The sequence below is a fragment of the Gaetbulibacter sp. S0825 genome, assembly GCF_011777505.1.
In the GTDB taxonomy this organism is placed as follows: domain Bacteria; phylum Bacteroidota; class Bacteroidia; order Flavobacteriales; family Flavobacteriaceae; genus Pontimicrobium.
Genome location: NZ_JAATJT010000001.1, coordinates 1,557,391 through 1,580,133 on the forward strand (window position 1 = coordinate 1,557,391; position 22,743 = coordinate 1,580,133).

At 31.4% G+C, this 22,743-nt stretch carries 19 protein-coding genes; 11 read left to right on the forward strand and 8 right to left on the reverse strand.

The window, feature by feature from the left end:
• The first annotated feature begins 8 nt into the window (after positions 1–8).
• The 6 genes from HB672_RS07150 to HB672_RS07175 are packed head-to-tail and all read left to right on the forward strand — an operon-like array spanning position 9 to position 8,077.
• Positions 9–2,771 carry a carboxypeptidase-like regulatory domain-containing protein gene (locus HB672_RS07150; protein WP_167609931.1) on the forward strand — a complete coding sequence of 921 codons (2,763 nt, stop codon included), beginning with the start codon at positions 9–11 and terminating at the stop codon, positions 2,769–2,771.
• A gap of 3 nt (positions 2,772–2,774) precedes the next feature.
• Complete coding sequence (locus tag HB672_RS07155; protein ID WP_167609933.1) at positions 2,775–3,980, forward strand: DUF4249 domain-containing protein; 1,206 nt, start codon at positions 2,775–2,777, stop codon at positions 3,978–3,980.
• Positions 3,981–3,993: 13 nt separating this feature from the next.
• A complete protein-coding gene (locus HB672_RS07160; protein ID WP_167609936.1) occupies positions 3,994–5,775 on the forward strand; it encodes a hypothetical protein in 1,782 nt (593 codons plus the stop codon).
• A 33-nt stretch (positions 5,776–5,808) separates the two neighbouring features.
• Complete coding sequence (locus HB672_RS07165) at positions 5,809–6,144, forward strand: tRNA-binding protein (protein ID WP_167609939.1); 336 nt, start codon at positions 5,809–5,811, stop codon at positions 6,142–6,144.
• 3 nt (positions 6,145–6,147) lie between these two features.
• Positions 6,148–7,068: a bile acid:sodium symporter family protein gene (locus HB672_RS07170; protein WP_167609942.1), complete on the forward strand. Its 921-nt coding sequence runs from the start codon at positions 6,148–6,150 to the stop codon at positions 7,066–7,068.
• A complete protein-coding gene (locus HB672_RS07175) occupies positions 7,046–8,077 on the forward strand; it encodes a lysophospholipid acyltransferase family protein (RefSeq protein ID WP_244306583.1) in 1,032 nt (343 codons plus the stop codon). The genes HB672_RS07170 and HB672_RS07175 overlap by 23 nt, the downstream gene beginning before the upstream one ends.
• On the opposite strand, the gene HB672_RS07180 is transcribed toward HB672_RS07175, so the two are convergent.
• The 3 genes from HB672_RS07180 to HB672_RS07190 all read right to left on the reverse strand — a co-directional run bounded on the left by HB672_RS07180 (position 8,072) and on the right by HB672_RS07190 (position 12,932).
• On the reverse strand, positions 8,072–10,579 hold the full coding sequence (locus HB672_RS07180; RefSeq protein WP_167609945.1) for a M14 family metallopeptidase: 2,508 nt from the start codon (positions 10,577–10,579) through the stop codon (positions 8,072–8,074). The genes HB672_RS07175 and HB672_RS07180 overlap by 6 nt on opposite strands.
• 88 nt (positions 10,580–10,667) lie before the next feature.
• Positions 10,668–11,045, reverse strand: coding sequence for a PUR family DNA/RNA-binding protein (locus HB672_RS07185; RefSeq protein WP_167609948.1), 378 nt, complete (start codon positions 11,043–11,045; stop codon positions 10,668–10,670).
• A 123-nt stretch (positions 11,046–11,168) separates the two neighbouring features.
• Entirely contained in the window at positions 11,169–12,932 is a 1,764-nt protein-coding gene (locus tag HB672_RS07190) for an ABC transporter ATP-binding protein (RefSeq protein ID WP_167609951.1), read from the reverse strand.
• Positions 12,933–13,077: 145 nt separating this feature from the next.
• On the opposite strand from HB672_RS07190, the gene HB672_RS07195 reads away from it, so the two are divergent.
• From HB672_RS07195 to yajC, 4 genes are all read left to right on the forward strand, one after another.
• Positions 13,078–14,181, forward strand: coding sequence for a Glu/Leu/Phe/Val dehydrogenase (locus HB672_RS07195; RefSeq protein WP_167609954.1), 1,104 nt, complete (start codon positions 13,078–13,080; stop codon positions 14,179–14,181).
• Positions 14,182–14,279: 98 nt separating this feature from the next.
• Positions 14,280–15,224, forward strand: coding sequence for a transcription antitermination factor NusB (gene nusB / locus HB672_RS07200; protein WP_167609957.1), 945 nt, complete (start codon positions 14,280–14,282; stop codon positions 15,222–15,224).
• 93 nt (positions 15,225–15,317) lie between these two features.
• Positions 15,318–15,857 (forward strand): DUF1573 domain-containing protein, encoded by a 540-nt coding sequence (locus HB672_RS07205; RefSeq protein ID WP_167609960.1) that lies wholly within the window; start codon positions 15,318–15,320, stop codon positions 15,855–15,857.
• A gap of 10 nt (positions 15,858–15,867) precedes the next feature.
• Complete coding sequence (gene yajC, locus HB672_RS07210; RefSeq protein WP_167609963.1) at positions 15,868–16,152, forward strand: preprotein translocase subunit YajC; 285 nt, start codon at positions 15,868–15,870, stop codon at positions 16,150–16,152.
• Between the two features lie 37 nt (positions 16,153–16,189).
• Here the strand turns inward: yajC and HB672_RS07215 are convergent, their stop codons facing one another.
• From HB672_RS07215 to pepT, 3 genes are all read right to left on the reverse strand, one after another.
• Positions 16,190–16,786 (reverse strand): YdeI/OmpD-associated family protein, encoded by a 597-nt coding sequence (locus HB672_RS07215; protein ID WP_167609966.1) that lies wholly within the window; start codon positions 16,784–16,786, stop codon positions 16,190–16,192.
• 103 nt (positions 16,787–16,889) lie between these two features.
• Positions 16,890–17,390 (reverse strand): DinB family protein, encoded by a 501-nt coding sequence (locus tag HB672_RS07220; RefSeq protein WP_167609969.1) that lies wholly within the window; start codon positions 17,388–17,390, stop codon positions 16,890–16,892.
• A complete protein-coding gene (gene pepT / locus HB672_RS07225) occupies positions 17,390–18,631 on the reverse strand; it encodes a peptidase T (protein WP_167609972.1) in 1,242 nt (413 codons plus the stop codon). The genes HB672_RS07220 and pepT overlap by 1 nt, the downstream gene beginning before the upstream one ends.
• 111 nt (positions 18,632–18,742) lie before the next feature.
• On the opposite strand from pepT, the gene HB672_RS07230 reads away from it, so the two are divergent.
• On the forward strand, positions 18,743–19,786 hold the full coding sequence (locus tag HB672_RS07230; RefSeq protein ID WP_167609975.1) for a quinone-dependent dihydroorotate dehydrogenase: 1,044 nt from the start codon (positions 18,743–18,745) through the stop codon (positions 19,784–19,786).
• 15 nt (positions 19,787–19,801) lie between these two features.
• Here the strand turns inward: HB672_RS07230 and HB672_RS07235 are convergent, their stop codons facing one another.
• The gene (locus HB672_RS07235) at positions 19,802–21,730 is read right to left on the reverse strand and encodes a T9SS type A sorting domain-containing protein (protein ID WP_167609978.1); all 1,929 of its coding nucleotides are present in this window, start codon (positions 21,728–21,730) and stop codon (positions 19,802–19,804) included.
• An 83-nt stretch (positions 21,731–21,813) separates the two neighbouring features.
• Entirely contained in the window at positions 21,814–22,743 is a 930-nt protein-coding gene (locus tag HB672_RS07240) for a spondin domain-containing protein (protein ID WP_167609982.1), read from the reverse strand.

The following is a 22,743-nucleotide window of genomic DNA, read 5'->3' on the forward strand; positions in this document are numbered from 1 at the left end:
TTTGTGCAATGAGAATTACTAAAATAGTAATCGTATTAATTTTTTGTTTTCAAACGGTTTTTTCTCAAGAAAAAACGGCGAATATTTCATTGTCTTTTGAAGATGCTAAAATCGAAGAAGTCATCCAAAGCATTGAAAACATTACAAATTATAAGTTTTTCTATATTTCAGATTGGCTTGGGGACAATAAAGTGTCTGGCAGTTACACAAATGCCTCAATTAATAGCGTGTTAGCTGATGTTTTTAAAAGCACATCTATTAATTTTTATATAGATGCTAGCTCCAATATCATTTTAACTCAAAATAATATCATACACGACAAACTTCCAGATGATTTTTTTGTTGTTAAAAAAGAAAATGTAACAGATGAATTTGAAAATGAAAATGCTTCTAACCCAGTATTTTATGTAGATGAAGAATTAGTTAACAACACCGATATTGTTAGAATAGGTAAGGAAAATAGGCGTTCAAGTTTAAAATCGTTTGTGCTGACCGGGAATATTAAAAACGAAACTACTGGAGAACCTATTGCTAATGCTGCTATTTTGGTAAAAGAAAACAATACAGGAACTACAACCGATAGTAAGGGGAATTATGAACTAACATTGGGAACTGGATTAAATACCCTTGAAGTTAGTGCACTTGGTAAAAGCAAAATTGAAAAAATCATCATCATTTATAATAATGGCGAATTAAATTTTATACTTAACGATGACTTTGAATCATTAGACGAGGTGTTCATAGAAGCCAACAAAGACAGAAATGTAGTTAAGGCAATTACTGGTGTTTCATTAATTGATGTAGAAGAAATAAAAAATATTCCTTTAGTACTAGGAGAAAGAGATATTTTAAGAGTAGCCATAGCTTTACCAGGAATTACTAATGCAGGCGAAGGTGCATCAGGGTATAATGTTCGAGGTGGGAAAACAGACCAAAATTTAATTTTATTGGACAATTCGGTGGTGTATAACCCTTCTCATTTTTTTGGTATTTTTTCGGCATTAAACCCATTTACTTCAAAAAACGCAAGTATTTATAAAGGAAATATCCCAGCTGAATTTGGAGGAAGGCTCTCATCAGTATTCGATATAAAAACCAAAGAAGGAAATACCAAGAAATTTTCTGGAGAGGCTTCTATAGGTGCAGTAATGAGCAACTTAACATTAGAACTCCCAGTTGTAAAAGAAAAATCATCTTTATTGATTGGTGGTAGAAGCACCTATTCTAACTGGATATTAAAAGCTTTAGACGACGAATCTTTAAATAATAGTAAAGCTTCGTTTTACGATGTTGTTGCTAAATACCATCATAAAATAAACAAAAACAATACGGTTAAGACCACAGCGTATATGAGTAAAGATGATTTTAGTATTACCTCAGATTCACTTTACAGTTATAACAACAAGCTGTTTTCTTTTGATTGGGAACATAAAGTTAATGATAAGAATGATGCTAATATAATAGTGGCAAAAAGCCAATACGAGTTTAACATAAATTATAAAGACAGTACCAATTCAGGCTTTGATTTAGGATATAAAATTGATGAAACAGAGTTGAAACTTAAAATGAAATACAACCATAGTGATGCACATAAATTTACTTATGGATTGTCTAGTAAGTTATATGTTGTAAAGCCTGGTAATCGTGATGTTATTGGTGCAGACTCTAGGTTTGTTGGTGTAAACATTCCTAAGGATAGAGGCTTAGAGTCGGCAGTTTTTGTATCAGATAATTTTACTGTGAATGAAAAGCTACTAATTGACGTAGGTTTGAGGTATTCACATTATATGTCTTTAGGCGAATCTACACAAAGAGTATATGCTGAGGATCAGCCTAAAGTTGAAGGGACATTAATAGATAATGTGTATTACAAAAAAAATGAAGTCATTAAACAGTATGGTGGTTTGGAAGCTAGAATTTCCATGAGATATTTTTTAATGGACGATTTTTCGGTTAAGGCAAGTTTTAATAACAACATCCAATACATTCATACTTTATCTAACAATACAACTGTTTCGCCTACTGATACTTGGAAATTATCCGATTTAAATATCAAACCACAATCAGTTAATCAATATTCTTTAGGTTTTTACAAGAATTTAAAAGATAATATGTATGAACTTAGTGTAGAAGGTTATTTTAAAAAATCTAATAATATTTTAGACTATAAAGTAGGTGCTAATTTGTTGCTTAACGAAACAATAGAACGAGAAGTATTGCAAGGGGAAGGTAAAGCGTACGGAATTGAGTTTTTAATTAAAAAAGATAAAGGAAAGTTTAATGGATGGATTGGTTATACCTATTCTAAATCCTTGAATAAATTTGAAAGCGAATTTTTAAGTGAAAATATAAATAATGGTAAGTATTTTTCATCAAATTACGATAAACCTCACGACTTAAGTTTAGTAACAAATTATAAAATCACTAATAGGTATAGTGTATCAACCAATTTTGTATATCAAACAGGAAGGCCAGTAACCTATCCAACAGGGAAATATGTTTTAAACAATACGGAGTATGTGGTTTATAGTGAAAGAAACAAATTTAGAATCCCAGATTATTATAGATTAGATGTAAGTTTTAATGTAGAAGGAAATCATAAAATAAAAAAGTTTGCTCACAGTTTTTGGAATTTATCAATCTATAATGTGTTAGGAAGAAATAATCCATATTCAGTATTTTTTGTGTCAGATGATGGTAGGGTTAAGGCATACAAGAGTTCTATTTTCTCAATCCCAATTCCAACAATTACCTATAATTTTAAATTTTAATGTATGGCTACAATAATTAAAAGTAAATATCGAGTTTTTTGGGTGTTGCCTTTGTTGTTTTTTGGCTGCGTAGAACCTTATGAAATTAAAACCGAAACGTTTGAAGACTTTTTAGTAGTTGAAGCATTACTAACCAATGAGGTGAAGTTCCAAGAGATTTTATTGAGTCGAACATTCCCATTAGAAGAAGTTATTCCTATTGCTGAGACAAACGCAAATGTTTCTATAATTGAAGATATGGGCTTGGAGTATAAATTCAACGAAGTGGAACCTGGCAAGTATATATCAGAAGTTGAGTTTAACGCTTTACCAGATAGAGAATATACATTATCTATAACCACCAATTCCGGTAGAAAATATAGTTCTAAACAAGAAAAGTTAGAGCAAGGTGATGTTGTAGATTTTAGTTTATACACGCAAAGTTCGGTGAATAGTGAAGGTGCTGAAGGTGTAGCTATATATTACGAAAGTACTGAGCCAGGAAATGAAGATTCCAGATATTTTCGTTTTGAGTACATTGAAACTTATAAAATTGTGCCACCTTATTGGTCTGATGAGTATTTAAGAGTTAACCCTAATGGAACATTAACATTATTGGCTAAAGAAAATGAGGATGGAAAAGTTTGTTTTGGCACAACGGAATCTAATGAGATTATTTTAAGAAATGCAAGTGAATTCTCAGAGAATGAAATAGACCCCTTTCTAATTAAATTTAATAAACGTCTTAATGCAAAAATACAAAGTCGTTATAGTTTACTTGTTAGGCAACACCTAATTTCAAGGGAAGCTTATACATATTATGAAACCTTAAAAGGTTTTTCGGAATCTGGTAGCGTATTTTCTGAAAACCAACCAGGAACTGTTTTAGGTAATATATTTTCTATAGATAACCTAGAGGAAACCGTTATTGGTTATTTTGAAGTTGCAAAAACCTTAGAAAAAAGAGTGTTTTTTAGTTATACCGATTATTTTCCTGACTCTCAATTATTTTTACGTCCATATTTTTTTACATGTAACATAATGGAACCGTTTATAGAAGCCAATGCTTCGCAACCATTAACTTTAGCGGAAATGATCGAACAAGGCCTAGTAATATTTCATGCAGAGAATTTTATTGAAGGAGAACCACCTTATCAAGTTGTCGTACCCAAATGTGGAGACTGCTCAACATTTGCAGATATAGAAGTACCAGATTTTTGGGAAGAATAAATTATTGTAACAAATGAAAAAAAGGATAATAGTTTTTTTAATATGCTTTGCAAGCAATATATCATTTGCTTACACACAATCTAATGCAATTAATTTGTCATTAGACCAAACCGAAGCATTACCCAAAGAAAATATTTTCGTACATTTTAATTCCTCTCTTTTTTTGGCAGGAGAAAGCATATACTATAAAATATATTGTTTAAATGAGGGAGCAAATACATTAAGCGCTTTAAGTAAGATTGCTTATTTAGAGCTTGTTGGAGAAAACCAAAACATTGTATTTAAACACAAAATTGCACTAGAAACTGGGGTGGGTTATGGAGATTTTATTATTCCAGTAACGGTTAATTCAGGTAATTACAAACTAATAGCTTATACACAGTGGATGAAAAATGAGGGTGTTGAAGTCTTTTTTAGTAGTGATATTAGTATCATTAATCCATTTCAGAGTAGTCAAGAAACTATTTTGATTGATAAGGATGCAGACCAACCAAACAATACCAATACTTTATTAAGTTTAAATTCAGATACTAATACGTTAAAATCTATTAATTCCAACCTTTTAGATATAAAAATCAACAAAAAAACATTTCAAAAGAGAGATAAAGTAATGTTGACTCTTAAAAGTAAAAACGATGAAAGTTTGTCTGGAAACTATTCAATATCTGTAAAAAAGATTGATGCTTTACATGGATTAACTAGTAAGGCACCTTCATCAAATGCTTATGTAAACCATTTAGTTAATAGAAAACAATCTTTCAAAAAGATTAATCATTTGCCAGAGCTTAGGGGCGAACTTATATCTGGCACTTTACTTAGAGTAAGTGATGATAAACCAGTTGCAAATGAGCAAGTTGTACTATCTATTCCACAAATCGATTTTATTCTTAGAGTATCTAAAACCAACCAAGATGGTGTTTTTTATTTTAATATTAATGAAGATTATGATAAGCAAATTGCGGTTTTACAAGTTTTAGGAAAAGACGCTAAAGATTTTAAAATAGTTTTAGATGAACATATTCCGATGGATTATAACAACCTTGATTTTGAGGAATTTAAAATTTCATCAGACTATAAAGAAGATTTGGAGCAGCGAAATATTTATAATCAAATTGAAAATGGGTATTTCAGCCTAAAACCAAATAGACTTAAAGAAATAGATACGGTCCAACCATTTTTTGGGGACTATTTCTCTACATTTTATTTAGATGATTACACTAGATTTAATAAAATTCAAGAAACTTTTGTTGAAATAGTTAAGGATGCCTTCATTAAAAAGGATAACAGCCAAAAGTTTAATTTTTATGTAAATTCTCTAAATCCTTACGAACAACTTGAAAAACCAGCTGGAGTTATCGTTGATGGTATCTTACTTCAAGATTTTGATGAACTTTTAAGCTATGATTCAAGAAGGATAAATAGAATAAGCATTGCACGAACTGAAACTAATTTTATTCTTGGCACAAAAACGTTTGGAGGATTTATTGTAATCGAAACTATCGATGGTAAGTTTTTTGATGAATTAACAAAAGGTAATTTAACCAATGTAACCTTATTTAAACCTCAACCTAAAAAAGCGTATTACAAAAAGGTTTATACTAGTGATGATAAGTTAAATAGAACACCAGATTATAGGCAACAATTATTTTGGGAACCTAATATTAATATAATTGACCAAGAGATAGACTTTACTTTTTTTACTTCAGATAATACAGGAAACTATGAGATTAGCATTGAAGGCTTTACAAAAAACGGCACCCCAGTTTCTATAAGAGATTATATAATTGTAAATTAAAATTTATATCTTCAACTTCTAACTAAATATTTAATGAAGGAGACTATTTCATTTGAAGACTTTATAAAAGTAGATTTACGGGTAGGAACGATTATAGAAGTTAACGATTTTCCTAAAGCAAAAAAACCAGCATATCAACTTACTATTGATTTTGGTGATTTGGGAATTAAAAAATCTTCAGCGCAAATAACTACGCTCTATACAAAAGAAGAATTGTTAAACAAGCAAATAGTAGCAACCATTAACTTTCCGAAAAAGCAAATAGCAAACTTCATGAGCGAGTGTTTGGTAATGGGAGCAGTAAATGGCACTGATGTTATACTATTGCATCCTGAACATAAGGTAAAAAATGGGTCAACAGTATCTTAATATATGCAAGAATTAGATGCCGTAAAAATTAATTTTGATAGTGGAGGGCTTTGGGTTCTAAATATTGCATTAGCAATCGTTATGTTTGGTGTGGCTTTGGGGATTACTTTCAATGATTTTAAGAGCCTACTAAAACAGCCCAAATTAGTTGTTTTAGGCATTGTATCTCAATTTGTATTATTACCCTTTTTAACTTTTCTAGTTATTTTATTATTAAAGCCACAACCAAGTATTGCTTTGGGAATGATGATGGTTGCTGCTTGTCCAGGAGGTAATATTTCAAATTTCATGACGCATTTGGCTAATGGAAACACAGCTTTGTCTGTAAGTTTAACAGCATTTGCCACTTTCTTGGCAATGTTTATGACGCCTTTAAATTTCCAGTTGTATGGTAATCTTTACGAACCAACGGCGCAAATACTAAAAACAGTATCATTAGAACCTTTTGAATTGGTAAAACTTGTTGTTTTAATTCTTGGAATACCTCTGGTTTTAGGTATGGGTTTAAGACACAAAAACGAGAAACTTGCCATAAAATTATCTAAGCTTTTAAAACCATTGTCCATAATTGTGTTTGTGGCTATTGTTGTTATTGCATTTTCGAATAACCTAGATATTTTTTATGATTACGCACACCATGTTTTTGCCATAGGTATAGGGCATAACTTGTTGGCAATACTTTTAGGTTTTGGAGTGGCAAAGTTATTTAAATTGTCATTTAGAGATACAAAAACACTAGCTATTGAAACTGGAATCCAAAATTCAGGCTTAGGTTTGTTACTCATCTTTACGTTTTTTAATGGTTTAGGAGGGATGGCTATTTTGGCGGCTTTCTGGGGAATATGGCATATCATTTCTGGTTTGATATTAGCAACTTATTGGTCTAAAAAAAGTAATACTATTGAAGAAGTTTTGGCTGCATAGTGTAAGAAATTATTTAAGATTGGGAATGTTCTTTTATTTTAAAAGAATACATGTTCACAATGTTGAAAATGTACCAAAAGACAAGCCTGTATTATTATTGGCAAATCATCAAAATGCATTACTGGATGCCTTATTAATAGCGACAAAGTGTGGGCGATTTTCTTATTTTTTAACTAGAGCTGCTGTTTTTAAAAAATCATTTGTAAGCAAAATTTTAAAAAGTTTGCAAATGTTACCTGTGTATAGAGTAAGAGATGGTTGGAGTAACATTTCTAATAATAATGCCATTTTTGAAAGTTGTTCAGAGATTTTAAATAATGAGGAGGCTATTGTTATTTTTCCTGAAGGAAGCCACAATTTAGCGCGTCGCGTGAGACCTTTAAGCAAAGGTTTCACAAGAATTGTGTTTGATACTTTAGAAAAATATCCTGATTTAGATTTACAATTAGTGCCAATAGGATTAAATTTTAATAAAGCTGAAAATTGTCCAGATAGCACTTCTATTTTCTTTGGAGAGCCTTTTGCCGCTAAAGATTTTATTAGTGAAAACAAAAATGAAGGTGTTGTAAAGATTAAAGAAGCTGTGCATAATAAAATTAAAAGCTTGACAACACATATTCCTCAGGAAAATTATGTTGAAGATTTGCAAAAATTAAACAGCCTTAATATTGATTTTTTAAAGCCCCAAGAAGTAAACTTATATTTAAAAAGTGATTTTAGTAACTGTAGTTCCAAATCGAGAAACAAAACAAATTATTTGAGTAAATTGTTTATAATGTTATTAAAGTTAAATCTTATAATCCCTTATACTATTTGGAAATTTATACTTAAATCAAAAGTAAAAGAACTAGAGTTTTTATCTACATTTAGGTTTGCTGTAGCACTTACTCTAGTTCCTCTATATTTAGTAGTAATAACGTTTGTTATTATATCACTCTACACTGTTTCTATTGGTTTAATTTATTTAATTTCTAGTTTGTTACTGGCACTTTTAGCTATTAAATTATAATTCTTCTCTAAAGAAGATAGCATTCATCAATAACTTATTTGTACCATACCAAAAAGCTCTAAAATTAGTATTATCAGTAAATGCAACCACTTTTCCTCTGCCTAATTTTTTAATTTGTAATGGAACAGTATTAGAAATACTATCTAAATTCGGTTTAGATATATAGCCACTTAAAATAGGATCCTTAGTATATTGAATAGGGTTATTGTAGCTGTCTTTACTTGGATTCATAAAAATAGTAGTATTTCTAAATAACGCAATTTTGTCATTTTTATAACCAAAATTAATTGGATGACTTCTATCAATCTTTGCTTCAAAAATGGCTCCTCCAATAACTTGCGCACCATTATAGTCTCCTCTTTGTTCAAACGAAATATCTTTTGCAGTTCGCTTCATTTTTTTAAAGTCTAATTTTGCAAATTCATTAGAGTTTAGCCATCTAACAGCATTTCTATATGCAATAATTGTACCTCCATTTCTAGTCCATGTTTTAAGCTTTTCAGAATTATTCTTGCTTAAAGAACTCGTATTTGCAACAATAATAGTATTGTACCTACTTAAACCAGCATAATTGATAGATTTAGTGTCAAGTTTAGTTATTGTTATGTTGTATCTCGTGTCAAACAAATGCCACATTTCACCTGCGTCATAACTAGAAATACCATCGCCTACTAGCAAAGCTATTTTTGGTTTGTATACCGTTTTAAAATTTCTACTACCTAAGTCTATACCAGAAGTAAGACCTGTATTTACAGCATCAATTTGTACGTGGCTTTCTTTGGCAAGCTTGGTTAAAAAAGCATGAAGGTCTTTATCTTTTAGTTTTTGATTTTGAACAGGTATAAGAATAGTTCCATAATCATAATCTTTACCATTCATCCCAAAACGTTTCAATGCTACTTTAGCACGAATGTCTTTGTTTAATAGTTTGTTTAAAACCTTTGGTGAGTAATATTCATGCCACTCCATAAGATATGCATAAGAGCTCATTGCTGTTACTTTCCCTTCCTTTTGCTGTAAATTGGTTACTTCATTTCCCAAGTTATTAATTGAAACACCTTCGGCATAATCTAAGTTAAATGCTAAAGGGAAAGTCCAGGCAGAAATATCATAAAATAAACTATCCTGAAACGTGGTTCGTTTTTCAAACATTGCATTTATAAGCCTAGTGTTTTTTTGGTTCTTTGGGACTATATAACTATATCCTTTTTTGAAGCGTTTACCATTAGCAGTGAAATCTTGTTTAATTTCATGAAATTTTATTTTATGACGATTTAATATTTCTGCTAAATGATATGTTCTAGCAGCATCTTTAGAGTCTCCAAATACGATAGCTTTACCTTTTTCTTTTGCACCTTCATTTCTTGCATTTTCATAAAAGTTCTGCTGATAGTTTAAAATTTCTTCACGCATATTTTTGGCAGCTTCTAGTGTAGATAAAGCTGCTGTAAATTGATTGCGTATAGTAAACGGAAAAGTTAACAAACCATTTTCGGTTTCTTGAACATGACCTCTAGAGCTTGCTTGTTCAAATAAAATACCAATACTACCATTAATATCTGGGAACGTCGATCCTTTACCGTAATAGAAGTCGTCATAACTTTCTTCGGTATAATAAAGAGATCCAATTTTATTAAGAGCTTTAGCATGATAATCTCCAATCGCTCTTGTAATTTCTTGATTTAGTTTTGGGGTTAGAGGATGGGTTCTTGAAGGTATTCCAGGTTGAAAAAAGAATGTTGCATTGCTTCCCATTTCATGATGGTCTGTTAAAATATTTGGTAACCATTTATGAAAGCTGGTAATTCTTGCTCTAGATTCTGGCAATTGTACTGGTAGCCAATCTCTATTCATATCAAACCAATAATGATTTGTTCTACCACCAGGCCAAACCTCACTATATTCTCTGTCGCTTGGATCTGAACTCAAATTAATACTCTTGTTGGTATTAGCCCAATAAGCAAATCTTTGTAGTCCATCTGGATTAAACGATGGATCAAATAAAATAACGGTATTATCTAGCAGCTCTTTTACATCATTACTTTCTGCAGCAGCTAAATGATAAGCTGCCAATAATCCAGCATTTGCACCACTTGGTTCATTACCATGAATTGAAAAACCTTGATAAACAACAATAGGACGATTAGAATTATTGGTTGTTTTAGTATTAGTAGCTGCAATATGAGCCTCTCTAATAGCATCTATATTTTGATGATTTGTTGGAGAGGTTATGGTTAAAAGAAGAATTGGTCTATCTTCAAAAGTTTTTCCTCTATTTTCAATTGTTACTCTATCTGAAGATTCAGCCAATGCATACATATATTGAACAAGCTTGTCATGAGTTACATGCCAATGTCCTACTTGATGCCCAATAACACTTTCCGGTGTTGGGATATTATTGTTGTATGTAACATCTTGAGGTAAATAATAAGATAAATCTACTTTGTTTTGCGCACTAAGTATTGTGCAAAATAAGAAACTAAATAGCAGTAATTTTTTCATAGGTTGGTTTGAATTAATTTAGTGATTAAAGATAAAAAAACCGTTACGATTTCGTAACGGTTTTAAATATTTTAAGATATTTTAATAATTAAATGTCTTCAAAATTTACATCAGTAAAACTCTCTGGAGAGGTTGGTGTTTCATTATTACTGTTGTTGTAATCTTCTTTTTTGTAATCCTTTTGATGGCGCTCACTAATCACTTCTTCACCTTTTTCTTGGATAACATAATCGGTCATTTCTCTTAAAATTTCATTGAATTCAGCGAAATCTTCTTTGTACAGATAAATTTTATGTTTTTTGTAATGAAACGATCCATCGTCATTGGTAAATTTTTTACTCTCGGTGATAGTTAGATAATAATCACCAGCTTTGGTTGCCCTTACATCAAAGAAGTAAGTGCGGCGTCCAGCTCTCAAAACTTTTGAAAATATTTCCTCTTTCTCCATCATATCATTATTACTCATTGTGGTTTTTGTTTTTTGTTTAGTGACTCAAAAATCTAAAAAAAAAATATAGCAACCAACTAATTAACACATTTCTTTTTGCTTATTTCAATTTATTAATGAAAGTTGTTATTTGGGAAGAGGTTAGTTATTGTCTTCAATAGTTTCCGATAATTGTTTTAAGTAGAGTTCTTTGTAGTAACCATCAATGTTTATAAGTTCATCGTGAGATCCTTGTTGAATTATTTCACCTTCATCTAAAACTATAATATGGTTTGCATTTTTAGCAGAAGATATTCTGTGACTAACAATAATTGTTGTTTTTCCTTTTGAAACCTTGTTTAAATTGCTTAAAATTCGTTCTTCGGTCTCAGTGTCAACAGCCGAAAGACAGTCGTCTAATAACAATATTTTAGGGTCTTTTATAATTGCTCTAGCTATAGAAACACGTTGTTTTTGTCCTCCAGAAAGGGTAATACCTCGTTCACCTAAAACTGTATCGTAACTTTTAGTAAATGCCTTAATATTTTTATGTACCACAGCATTTTTTGCGGCTTTTATAACGTCTTCATCTGTTGCGTTTACATAACCAAATTTTATATTATTTTTAATTGAATCGGAAAACAAAAACGCATCTTGAGGTACAAACCCTATACTATTTCTTAAACTGATTAAATTTACATCTTCAATTGGTGCTCCATCAATTCCTATAGTACCATCATTGACATCGTAAAGTCTACCAATTAAATCTAAAATTGTTGATTTTCCTGATCCCGTTTTACCAATAATGGCAAGTGTTTCACCACTATTTACTTTAAAACTAAGTCCTTTTAAGGCTTCTATATTAGTGTCATCATAGGTAAAATGTACATTTTTAAACTCTATAGTACCTTTTATTTCTGTAAGTGAGTTTACATTGTTTTTTATCTCTGGTTCTTCTTTTAAAAACTCATTAATTCTTTTTTGCGAAGCTTCAGCTTGCTGTACAATAGAGGTTACCCAACCCAAAGTTGCTACTGGCCAAGTTAGCATATTCACATAAATAATAAACTCCGCAATAACACCTATACTCTCAATTTCTCCATTAATATATTGAAGACCTCCAATATAAATTACAAGAATATTACTTACGCCAATAAGTAAAATCATTAATGGAAAAAATAAGGCCTGGACCTTAGTTAAGTCAATTTGCTTTTGCCTATTTTCTGTTGATAAAACTTCAAAGTTGTCGTTCGTAATTGGTTCAATACCATAAGCCTTAATAACCGAGATTCCGCTAAAAGATTCTTGTGTAAATGTTGATAATTTTGAAAGATATTCTTGTACAATCGTACTGCGTTTATGTATCTCCTTACTTAAAAAATAAATGATGAACGAAAGTATTGGAAGCGGAATTATAGTATAAAAAGTTAATTTGGGAGACTGATTGTACATATAAAAAAAAGCAACAACAAAAAGTGTAATCATGTTTAGCGAATACATAATTGCTGGTCCAGCATACATACGCACCTTGGTAACATCTTCGGTAATGCGATTCATTAAATCTCCAGTACGATTACTTTTATAAAAATTCAGCGACAAACGTTGGTATTGTTGGTAGATTTCATTTTTTAAATCAAACTCAATATATCTTGATACATTAATAATAGTTTGTCGCATTAAAAAAGTTAAAGCACCAGCGATTAATGCAGCACCAATTAAATAAAGAATAGTTAACATTAATTCTTTTCTAAACACTTCTTCGGTAATGGTGCCATTTAGTTTGTTAGAGATAACATCAATAGCGCTTCCAATTAATCTAGGAGTAAAAAGTTTAAATACTATAGCACTAATTGTAATTACGACGCCAAATAAAAGCCTGTATTTATACTTTAAGAAATATTTATTAAGATGTTGTAATTCTTTCATTTGCTGTTTTCTTCTTCAAAAACACTCATTAATGATTTCTTGTTTTTAAGCGGGTTTTTTTGCTCAAAATGTAATATTAGATTATTTTTGCACGCTGTTATTATTGATTTTGTAATAATAGCAATAAAATTAAAAAATAATACTAATGATTTCAGACATCATAAACCCCAAAGACATCAAAAAAGTTGACCCAGTGTTTGGACAACTTTCTTTTGATAACCACGAACAAGTCGTTTTTTGTAATGACAAAGATACAGGTTTAAAAGCAATAATAGGAATTCATAACACGGTTTTAGGACCTGCGCTTGGAGGTACTAGAATGTGGCAGTACAATAACGAATGGGAGGCTTTAAATGATGTGTTAAGGCTTTCTAGAGGAATGACCTTTAAAGCTGCAATAACAGGATTAAATCTTGGAGGCGGAAAAGCAGTAATTATTGGTGATGCCAAAACTCAAAAAACTCCGGAACTTATGAAAAAGTTTGGAGAATACGTACATTCTTTAAGCGGAAAGTATATTACAGCTGAAGATGTTGGTATGGAAACTTCTGATATGGATTTGGTAAGAGAGGTAACACCTTATGTTACTGGAATATCCGAAAGTAAAGGTGGTGCTGGAAATCCATCACCAATCACAGCTTATGGCGTTTTTATGGGAATGAAGGCTGCTGCTAAATTTAAATTTGGAACAGATATATTAGAAGATAAAAAAGTATTTGTTCAAGGAATTGGTCATGTTGGAGAATCTTTAGTAGAGCATTTAACCAATGAAGGTGCTAAAGTGGTTATTGCAGATATTAATGAAGAGCGATTACAAGAAGTAAGTTCTAAATATGGAGCTACTGTATACACAGGAAATGATATCTATAGTGAAGCTATGGATATTTATGCACCTTGTGCACTTGGAGCGACTGTCAATGATGATACTATTTATAAGATAAAAGCAGAAGTCATTGCTGGAGCTGCTAATAATCAGTTAGCAATAGAAGATAAGCACGGTGCTATCCTACAAAAAAGAGGTATAGTATATGCTCCAGATTTTCTAATTAATGCTGGAGGAATTATTAATGTATATGCCGAATTAGAAAATTATGGTAAGCAAGAAATTCTTAGAAAAACAGAGAATATCTATAATACAACACTTCAAATTTTAGAAAAGGCACAGGAAAGTGATATAACCACAAATCAAGCTGCCATGGATATTGCTAGAGAAAGAATAGCAAAAAGAAAAAAAGAAACTTCAAAATAGATTCTTTTTAAAATAATACTATTTTTGCGAGGCAAAAGACAACTATCTTTTGCCTCGTTAGTTTTAAATTAATAATTCGTTAGAATTAAAAAGTTCTTATGCTTAATAGAAGACATATTCGAATAAAAGTAATGCAAGTTATTTATGCATTTCAAGGCAATGAAAGTGATGATTTAAAAGTAAACGAAAAGTTTCTACATCAAAGCATCGAGAATATGTACAATTTGTACCTTTTAATTATTTCCTTATTAATAGAGGTACATTTAAAAGCAGAAGACCATCTTACAAAATCACAAAAAAAGCATTTAGCAACAGCAGAGGAGAAAAACCCTAATAGAAAACTCATCAATAATGAGTTATTACTTCTTTTAAAAGAGAATACCTTACTAAAAGAAACGCTTGAAGCTAGAAAAGTTGATAATTGGAAGCTAGATAACGAATATGTTGAGGTAATTTTCAAGGCGCTTTTAGAAAGCGAATTGTATAAAGACTATATGGCAACCAAAACATCTACCTTTAAAGAGGATAAATATTTTATTGTTGATGTTTTTAAAGAAATTATCGCACCAAACGAGAAACTTTACAATTACTTGGAAGATAAAAACATTACTTGGTTAGATGATTTACCAGTAATAAATACCATTATTGTTAAGCTACTTAGAAAAACAAACCCAAAAACACCAGAAAGCCATTTTCTTCCAAAACTAGTTAAAGATGTTGAAGACAAAGAGTTTGCAAACGACTTACTAAACAAAACCATTTTAAACTTAACATCTTTAAGCAATGAGATCGAGGCAAAGACTGCCAATTGGGATAAAGACAGGATTGCAAATATTGATTTTGTGTTATTACAAATGGCGATTTGCGAGTTTCAAAAATTCCCTTCCATACCAATTAAGGTAACAATTAATGAATATTTAGAGATAGCAAAAGAGTATTCAACACCAAAAAGTAGTGTGTTTATTAATGGGATTTTAGACAAAATTGTTAAGGAATACAGTGATAAAGGAACGTTAAATAAAGTAGGCAGAGGACTCATTTAATTAAAATTTATTACATTTATCCCCGAAATAACCTATAAAACAAATTAAATAACCCAAATGTTTATCTTGAATAGACAATTAAAAATGAAAATTATGAAAAAAATAATTTTAAGTTTAAGTGCCTTGTGTATGGTTGCATTTACATCTTGTAAAGAAGATGCAACAAGTAAAATTAAAGCTGAAAACGTAACACAAGCAGCCCAAAGAGATGCTGTTGTTGGAGAATTTCCAGTAATAACTTTTGACAAAAAAGAACACGATTTTGGAGAAATCGAAAATGGAACACCTGTATCTACTGTGTTTAATTATACTAATAGTGGTACTTCACCATTAGTAATTACTAACATTACTAGTACTTGTGGATGTACAGTACCTCAAGATTGGAGTAAAGAACCATTAGCTCCAGGAGCTTCTGCTAAATTTACTGTAGATTTTAACGGTAAGGGCTCTCCAGGAAGTAGTACTTCTAAAACAGTTACTATAACTGCAAATACTGAAAGTGGTAAAGAGACTGTGAAAATTAAGGCCTTTATTAAAGGAACTCCTGGTGCTGCAACTGGAATACCAAGCGTAGCAACAACTCAGGTTAAGTCTAGTACACAGCCAGGTCACGAAGGTCATAACCACGATTAATTTATATTAAATGGATGGATTAGGGCAATTTGCACCTTTTATACTCATGTTTGCTGTTGTGTATTTCTTTATGATTGCACCACAGATGAAACGTGCTAAACAAGAAAAAAAGTTTGCTGCAGACCTTAAAAGAGGCGATAGAGTCATTACCAAAAGCGGTATGCATGGTAAAGTTATAGAACTAAATGATAAAGATGGTTCTTGTGTTATCGAAACCTCGGCAGGGAAAATAAAATTTGAACGTTCGGCCATTTCTATGGAAATGAGTAGGAAGCTCAATGTACCAGCAAAATAATAAATAAAAGCAGTTCATCGAGCTGCTTTTTTTATGCTTAACAGTTTTTATACTTATCGTGTAAACCTACACCTTTTAGTATCATTGGTGTTATTTTTTCTAAACGACTTACTTTTGTAGCCTCACGTTTCGCAGTTGCTATATGCTCACAATATTCGCGTTGTTTTGAAGGTGATAATGCATTAAAACTAACGTGTAATCCCTTATTGTTATCTAACTCTCTTTGTAGTTCTGGTGGAATAACCGTTTTCTTTTTGCTCCTATCTGGTTTTATTTCTTTTCCAGCTTTTTGGTTGTCGATAGCCTCTTTAACGTAAGCCAATACAATATCTTTATTAATGTCGTTTATAGACTCAAAACGCATTTGTCGTAAGGCTTTGGTTTTTTCTTGCGCATTAACTAATAAGTTTTGTTCGTCTTTTAAAAACACGCCATTAAAAAACCAAATACCAAAGTGGTTTTTAAAAGCGCCTAAACCAACAACGTTTTTACCGTTTAAGTCATACACAGGAGCGCTCCATTTTATAGTTTCATTAAGGTCTGTTGAATTTATTAGGTTGCGAAGCAAAGTTAAGGCATCACTAAATTTTTCGTGTGACTCAATGTATTCTTCAACGGAATGCACTTTTTTCATGGTTTTTTTGACTTTCGTTTAATGCGATGATATGCAACGTTTTAATGTTTTATATTATTAGTTAAACGAAGTTCGTCTTTTTTTCTTATAAAGTCAAGTGATCTTACCAAACACCAGCATAGTCCAAATTCTCATTAGTTTGGCTATTTAAATAATCAAACTTTTGCTTTATTATTTGTCTTAAATGTAAATAATCATGAGCTAACCAATTGTCTAAAAAGTGCTTTGCAGTTACCTTTCCTAGCTTTGGGTGATTGTATGAGTTTTCCCATTTTGGATTTTTTAGACCCTTCAACCAAATTATAGAGCTATCTCTTTCCGATAGAAATTTTTTGAGCATGATATTATAGTCTTGCTTCATATAGCTGTTGTCATTAACCCAGTCTAAAGGATTGAAAGGAGGAGGTAATACGTTTGGTTGTTCTAAAACCCATTGAGTTCTATACCTAAAGTCAAATTGCTCTTCATCGTATAAATGACAAACAATTTCTAGCAAACACCATTTGTCTGGTTGTGGTCGCCAAGTAATACATTCTTTAGGAACGTCTGCCAATAAAGACTGAAATACATATTTGTTTTTTTGAAGTTGCTCTACTATGTTCATTATTTATAGCGTTCTTCTGTGAGTTCGGCAATTTTACAAATTACTTGCGTCGCTTTTAATATGCTTTCTACAGGAATATATTCATAACGTCCATGAAAATTATGTCCTCCAGCAAAAATGTTTGGACAAGGCAAACCCATATAACTTAACTGTGAGCCGTCTGTGCCGCCTCTAATAGCTTTAATAATAGGTTTAATGCCTAATTGCAACATAGCTTCTTCTGCTATATCTACAATATGCATTACTGGTTCTACTTTTTCTTTCATATTGTAGTATTGGTCGTTAATAGCAATGTTTACTATGTTGCTTTCGTATTTGTTATTAAAATCATCAGCAATTTTTTGCATCAATGCTTCACGAGCTTTAAATTTATCTTTATCATGATCTCTAATGATATATTCCAAAACGGTTTCTTCTACATTACCATGCATATCATGCAAATGGAAAAAACCTTGATAGCCTTCGGTATGTTCGGGAACTTCTAATTTAGGTAAAGCATTAATAAATTCTGTGGCGTAATACATGGAGTTGATCATTTTTCCTTTGGCATATCCAGGATGTACAATTTTACCTTTAAAGGTTACTTTAGCACTTGCTGCATTAAAGTTTTCATATTCCAATTCTCCAACTTGACTGCCATCCATAGTATAAGCCCAATCAGCTCCAAACTTTTCGACATCAAATTTATGTGCACCGCGTCCAATTTCTTCATCTGGTGTGAATCCAACTTTAATAGTACCATGTTTAATTTCTGGATGTTGAATTAAATACTCCATAGCACTTACTATTTCACAAACTCCAGCTTTATCATCAGCTCCTAATAAGGTTGTTCCATCAGTTGTGATAAGTGTTTGCCCTTTATAGAGCAATAAATCCTCAAAATAGTTAGGTGATAAAATAATATCTTCATCAGCATTTAGTACAATGTCAGAGCCATCGTAATTTTCAATGATTTGCGGATTTACATTTGCTCCTGTAAAATCTGGAGACGTATCGAAATGTGAAATAAATCCAATAGTTGGAACTTCATGATCTACATTGCTTGGTAAGGTAGCCATGACGTAGGCGTTTTTATCGATACTCACATCTGTCATACCAATTGCTATAAGTTCATCATGTAACATATTCGCTAAGTCCCATTGTTTTTTAGTACTTGGTGTGGTATTGCTATTAGGATCGCTTTCGGTATCAATTTTCACATAGCTTATAAAGCGATTGGTTATATGTTGTTTGTCTAACATTTTTAGTTGGATTTACCCAAAAATAACCAACGGTTTTGTAAGAGACAAGCTTTAAAATGTTTCTTTTTTTATGCTAAGAATTAATGTATTTTTGCAGTCAAAATCTAGATAATGTATAAATTACTGATTCGTCCATTGTTGTTTTGTTTCGACCCCGAAAAAGTGCATCATTTTACATTTTCCTTTATAAAAAACTGTTCTAGAATTCCTTTTGTTAGTACTATTATTAAATCTTTATATTTAGTTGAAGACAAATCTTTAGAGCGCAATTTATTTGGATTAACCTTTAAAAATCCAGTTGGTCTAGCTGCAGGATTTGATAAAAATGCAGTGCTTTACAACGAACTAGCAAATTTTGGTTTTGGGTTTATTGAAATTGGTACAGTCACACCAAAAGGACAAGAAGGCAACCCTAAAAAGCGTTTGTTTAGACTGAAAGCTGATAAAGGTATTATTAACCGAATGGGATTTAATAATGAAGGACTTGAAGGAGCTATAACGCAACTAAAGAAAAACAAAGGAAAAGTTATTATAGGAGGAAACATTGGTAAAAATACTAATACGCCTCCTGAGGATTATACTAAAGATTATTTAGAGTGTTTTAATGCACTCCACCCTTATGTAGATTATTTTGTACTTAATGTGAGTTGCCCTAATGTTGGAAGTCATGCTAAACTAACTGACAAAGATTACCTCAAAGAATTGATAAGCGAAGTACAAAGTGCAAATAGGACCTTTGCTGTACAGAAACCTATTTTATTAAAGATTGCTCCAGATTTAAATGATATTCAGTTAAATGAAATTATAGACTTGGTCGCAGAAACTAAAATAGATGGTGTTATAGCCTCAAATACGTCTGTATCTAGAGAGGATTTAAAAACTTCTGATGCAATATTGAATGATATTGGTAATGGAGGATTGAGTGGACTACCTATAAAAGATAAAAGTACACGAGTAATTAAATACTTATCTAAAAACAGCAATAAAGCGTTTCCAATAATAGGCGTTGGAGGAATTCATTCTGCAAATGATGCTTTAGAGAAAATAGAAGCTGGAGCAGATTTAGTCCAAATCTATACAGGATTTATTTATGAAGGACCAGGGTTAATAAAATCGATTAATAAGGCGATATTAGAAAAGAAAAAGGACTCATAGGGAGTCCTTTTTTATTTATTTTATTATAAATTTCTTGATTGTTTTTGCTCCTTCATGTTTTAGAATCAAAAAGTAAGCACCAGAAGTTAGTTTGTCAACATTAATCTGGTTATCTGTAAGTGTTCCTTCTAAAACTTTTTGACCTACAATATTTGCAATTTCATAAGACAAGCCATTAGAAAAAGAATGACTTTTAATATTTAAAACCTTATCTGAAACAGGGTTTGGATAAATTTCAATTGTAGATAATTCATTTGTGTCAGTACTTAATAAATTAGCATAAATCTTCATGTCATCTATCGCAATATCACCATCCCAATGAGCACCTCTAATAGCTCTAAAACGTATTTTTATGGATTGTCCAACGTATCCAGAAAGGTCAACTTTTTGTAATAGATAATCGTCGGCTTGCAATGATTGTTGTTGACCAATAAGTGCTGGAATTACATCTAGTACATAACCAGAATCTGTTTCAATATCTAAATGTAATTCTCCTATATTTGAGCCAAACATGTGGTAAGCAAATTCTAATTCTGCATTAGTTGAGCTTATGTTAATACAAGGAGATGTATATTCTGCTATATCTCCTGGATTAGACCCAGAAGCCTCTGCATAAATAAATGTACCTGACGTTGTTCCAGTAGTATTATCTACTTCTGGACCAGTACCATTAGAAAGTGTGCCATTAGTTGTAGCAATCCAATTATATCCGCTACCATTTACATCTTTAGCTTTCCAGCCATTATTATTTGCGAAATCAAAACTCTCAAAGCTTTCATCTATTGGTGTTGTTTTTTGAGCTCCAATTTGTATGTATTCAAAATATGTTTTGGTAACCGAGTTTGTGCCATTAGATACCGTTAAGGTAACATCGTAAAGCCCTGTAGTATAATTATGAGAAGGGTTTTGAACAGTATAGTCTATTATGTTGTCACTGTTAATATCCCATTGCCAAGATGTAGCGCCACTACTATTGTCAGTAAAGTCAACTGTTTGATTGCTATCACAGTTTTCTAGAACATTTGCCGAGAAATCTACATTTAGTGATGGACATGCAAAATAATTTCTTACACTTTTATGGGTTGCATAAATACGCGCGTATTGCTCAGTAGAAAAAAGTATTCTACACTCTTTTCTTGAATATGACATGATGTTATTTGGATCTGGAACAAAAGTATCTCCATTGGCATCGGTTTGTATTCCAGTATAAATGCAATTAGTGTCAATATTACTGCTACTTAGTTTAGGATCGGCTGGTGTGTCACATATTTCATCACCATCTGTATCACAATTGGAACCATCGACTAATTCTGTTGTTAAAATGGTATTGCTTGGACCATGTGTATGTCTTAATGAAAAGAAATGACCTACTTCATGTGGTAATGTACTACCATTTACCGCACAACTATTTGCCATTAGTATCACATCTGCACCACCTGGATAATATGCATAACCACATAAATTACTACCAGAACTATTCTGAACATTATCAGTAAAGTAAATGTTTATTAACCCATTTACATTATGTGCTGAGGTTAGAGCTGATTCTTCTGAATTTTGAAAATCATAATAATTATCATCATCTATATAATTAATACCATCACATATAAAAAACTCCATATATGCATTTGCATAAAATGCATTCATGTTTGCCATAGCTGCATTAAGGTCAGATACTGATAAGCCACCTGAACCATCAGTTTTTCTAATTATATGCGCCTTGATTGGAATAGAATTAACAATAGAGGCTCTAGATACATCATTAAAAATTTTATAAAACTCTTTTTCAAACTTTTTAATGGTTGGTTTAGTGTCTTCCCAGTACTGTTGGGATTCAGTTGTTACAACAGTACCACATTCACCCTCAATTGTTTGAGCTGATAAACCAAATGTTAAGGACAAGAATAGTATGCAAAAGCTAAGCGTTGAGGTAATTTTTTTCATGATTAATAGCAAACATTTTTATAAATGTAGAATAATTGAAAAAATGTACCTTATATAAACGTTTAAGAGTTTGTTTTTATCGGTTACTCAACGATTATTTTTTTTGCTGACACATAGCCTTCCTGTGAAGTTAGTTTTAAAAAATATAATCCTGAGCTTAAATTTTCTAACTGAACTGTCGATGTTATTAATCTTGAATTGGTAGTTATATTTTTAATTTCATTACCATAAGTGTCGTATAATTTTAGATGTTTAATGAAATTTTGAGACTCGTTATTTATTGTAAATACACCTTTGTTTGGATTTGGAAAGACTTTAATGCTATTATCGAAAGCTGCATCTTTATCACTTAAAACAACAGATTTTAAAGTTATTGAAAGTGTGCCAATTTTTTGATTATTAAAAGGACCAACATTTACAAGACTTGTAATGATACCTCCAATGTTATTATTATCAGGAGAAGTATAGCTAGTACCATTATCTGTTCCAGCATCATAAGGAAATAAATCAATGTTAATTGAAGAATTCCAATCTCCACCAACTCTTAAATCAATACTATTTACCGCTATCATCCAATCAGGGCTAGGTGCGATCATTGATACTAATGTTAATAAAGGAAAATCTTCAGAAACTTCTAAATCACTTATTGTAATTGTCCCAGTAGCCGACCCTAATGAGTTACCATCTATATATTGTTGTGTATCTGTAGGAATTGTTGGATCTACTTCATTGTTTTTAAAAACACTATTAACACCATCTTCTGCTATTCTTTCGATCCCTGCACTAGCAGTTTGCCCCATTTGTAAAAATGTAACATTACCATTATGATTTGCACCAACAAGTTTCGACCAATGTGGTCCTGGAGGAAGAGCTCCATGATCAGTAGAATTCCATACGCTAGTAAAAACTATATCGTATGTTGCTACCGATTGACTAAAAGATTGAGTTGTACTAATAATAAATATTAAAATTAAAATAAGACTTGGTTTTAGGAGAGTAGTAGTTCTTTTCAT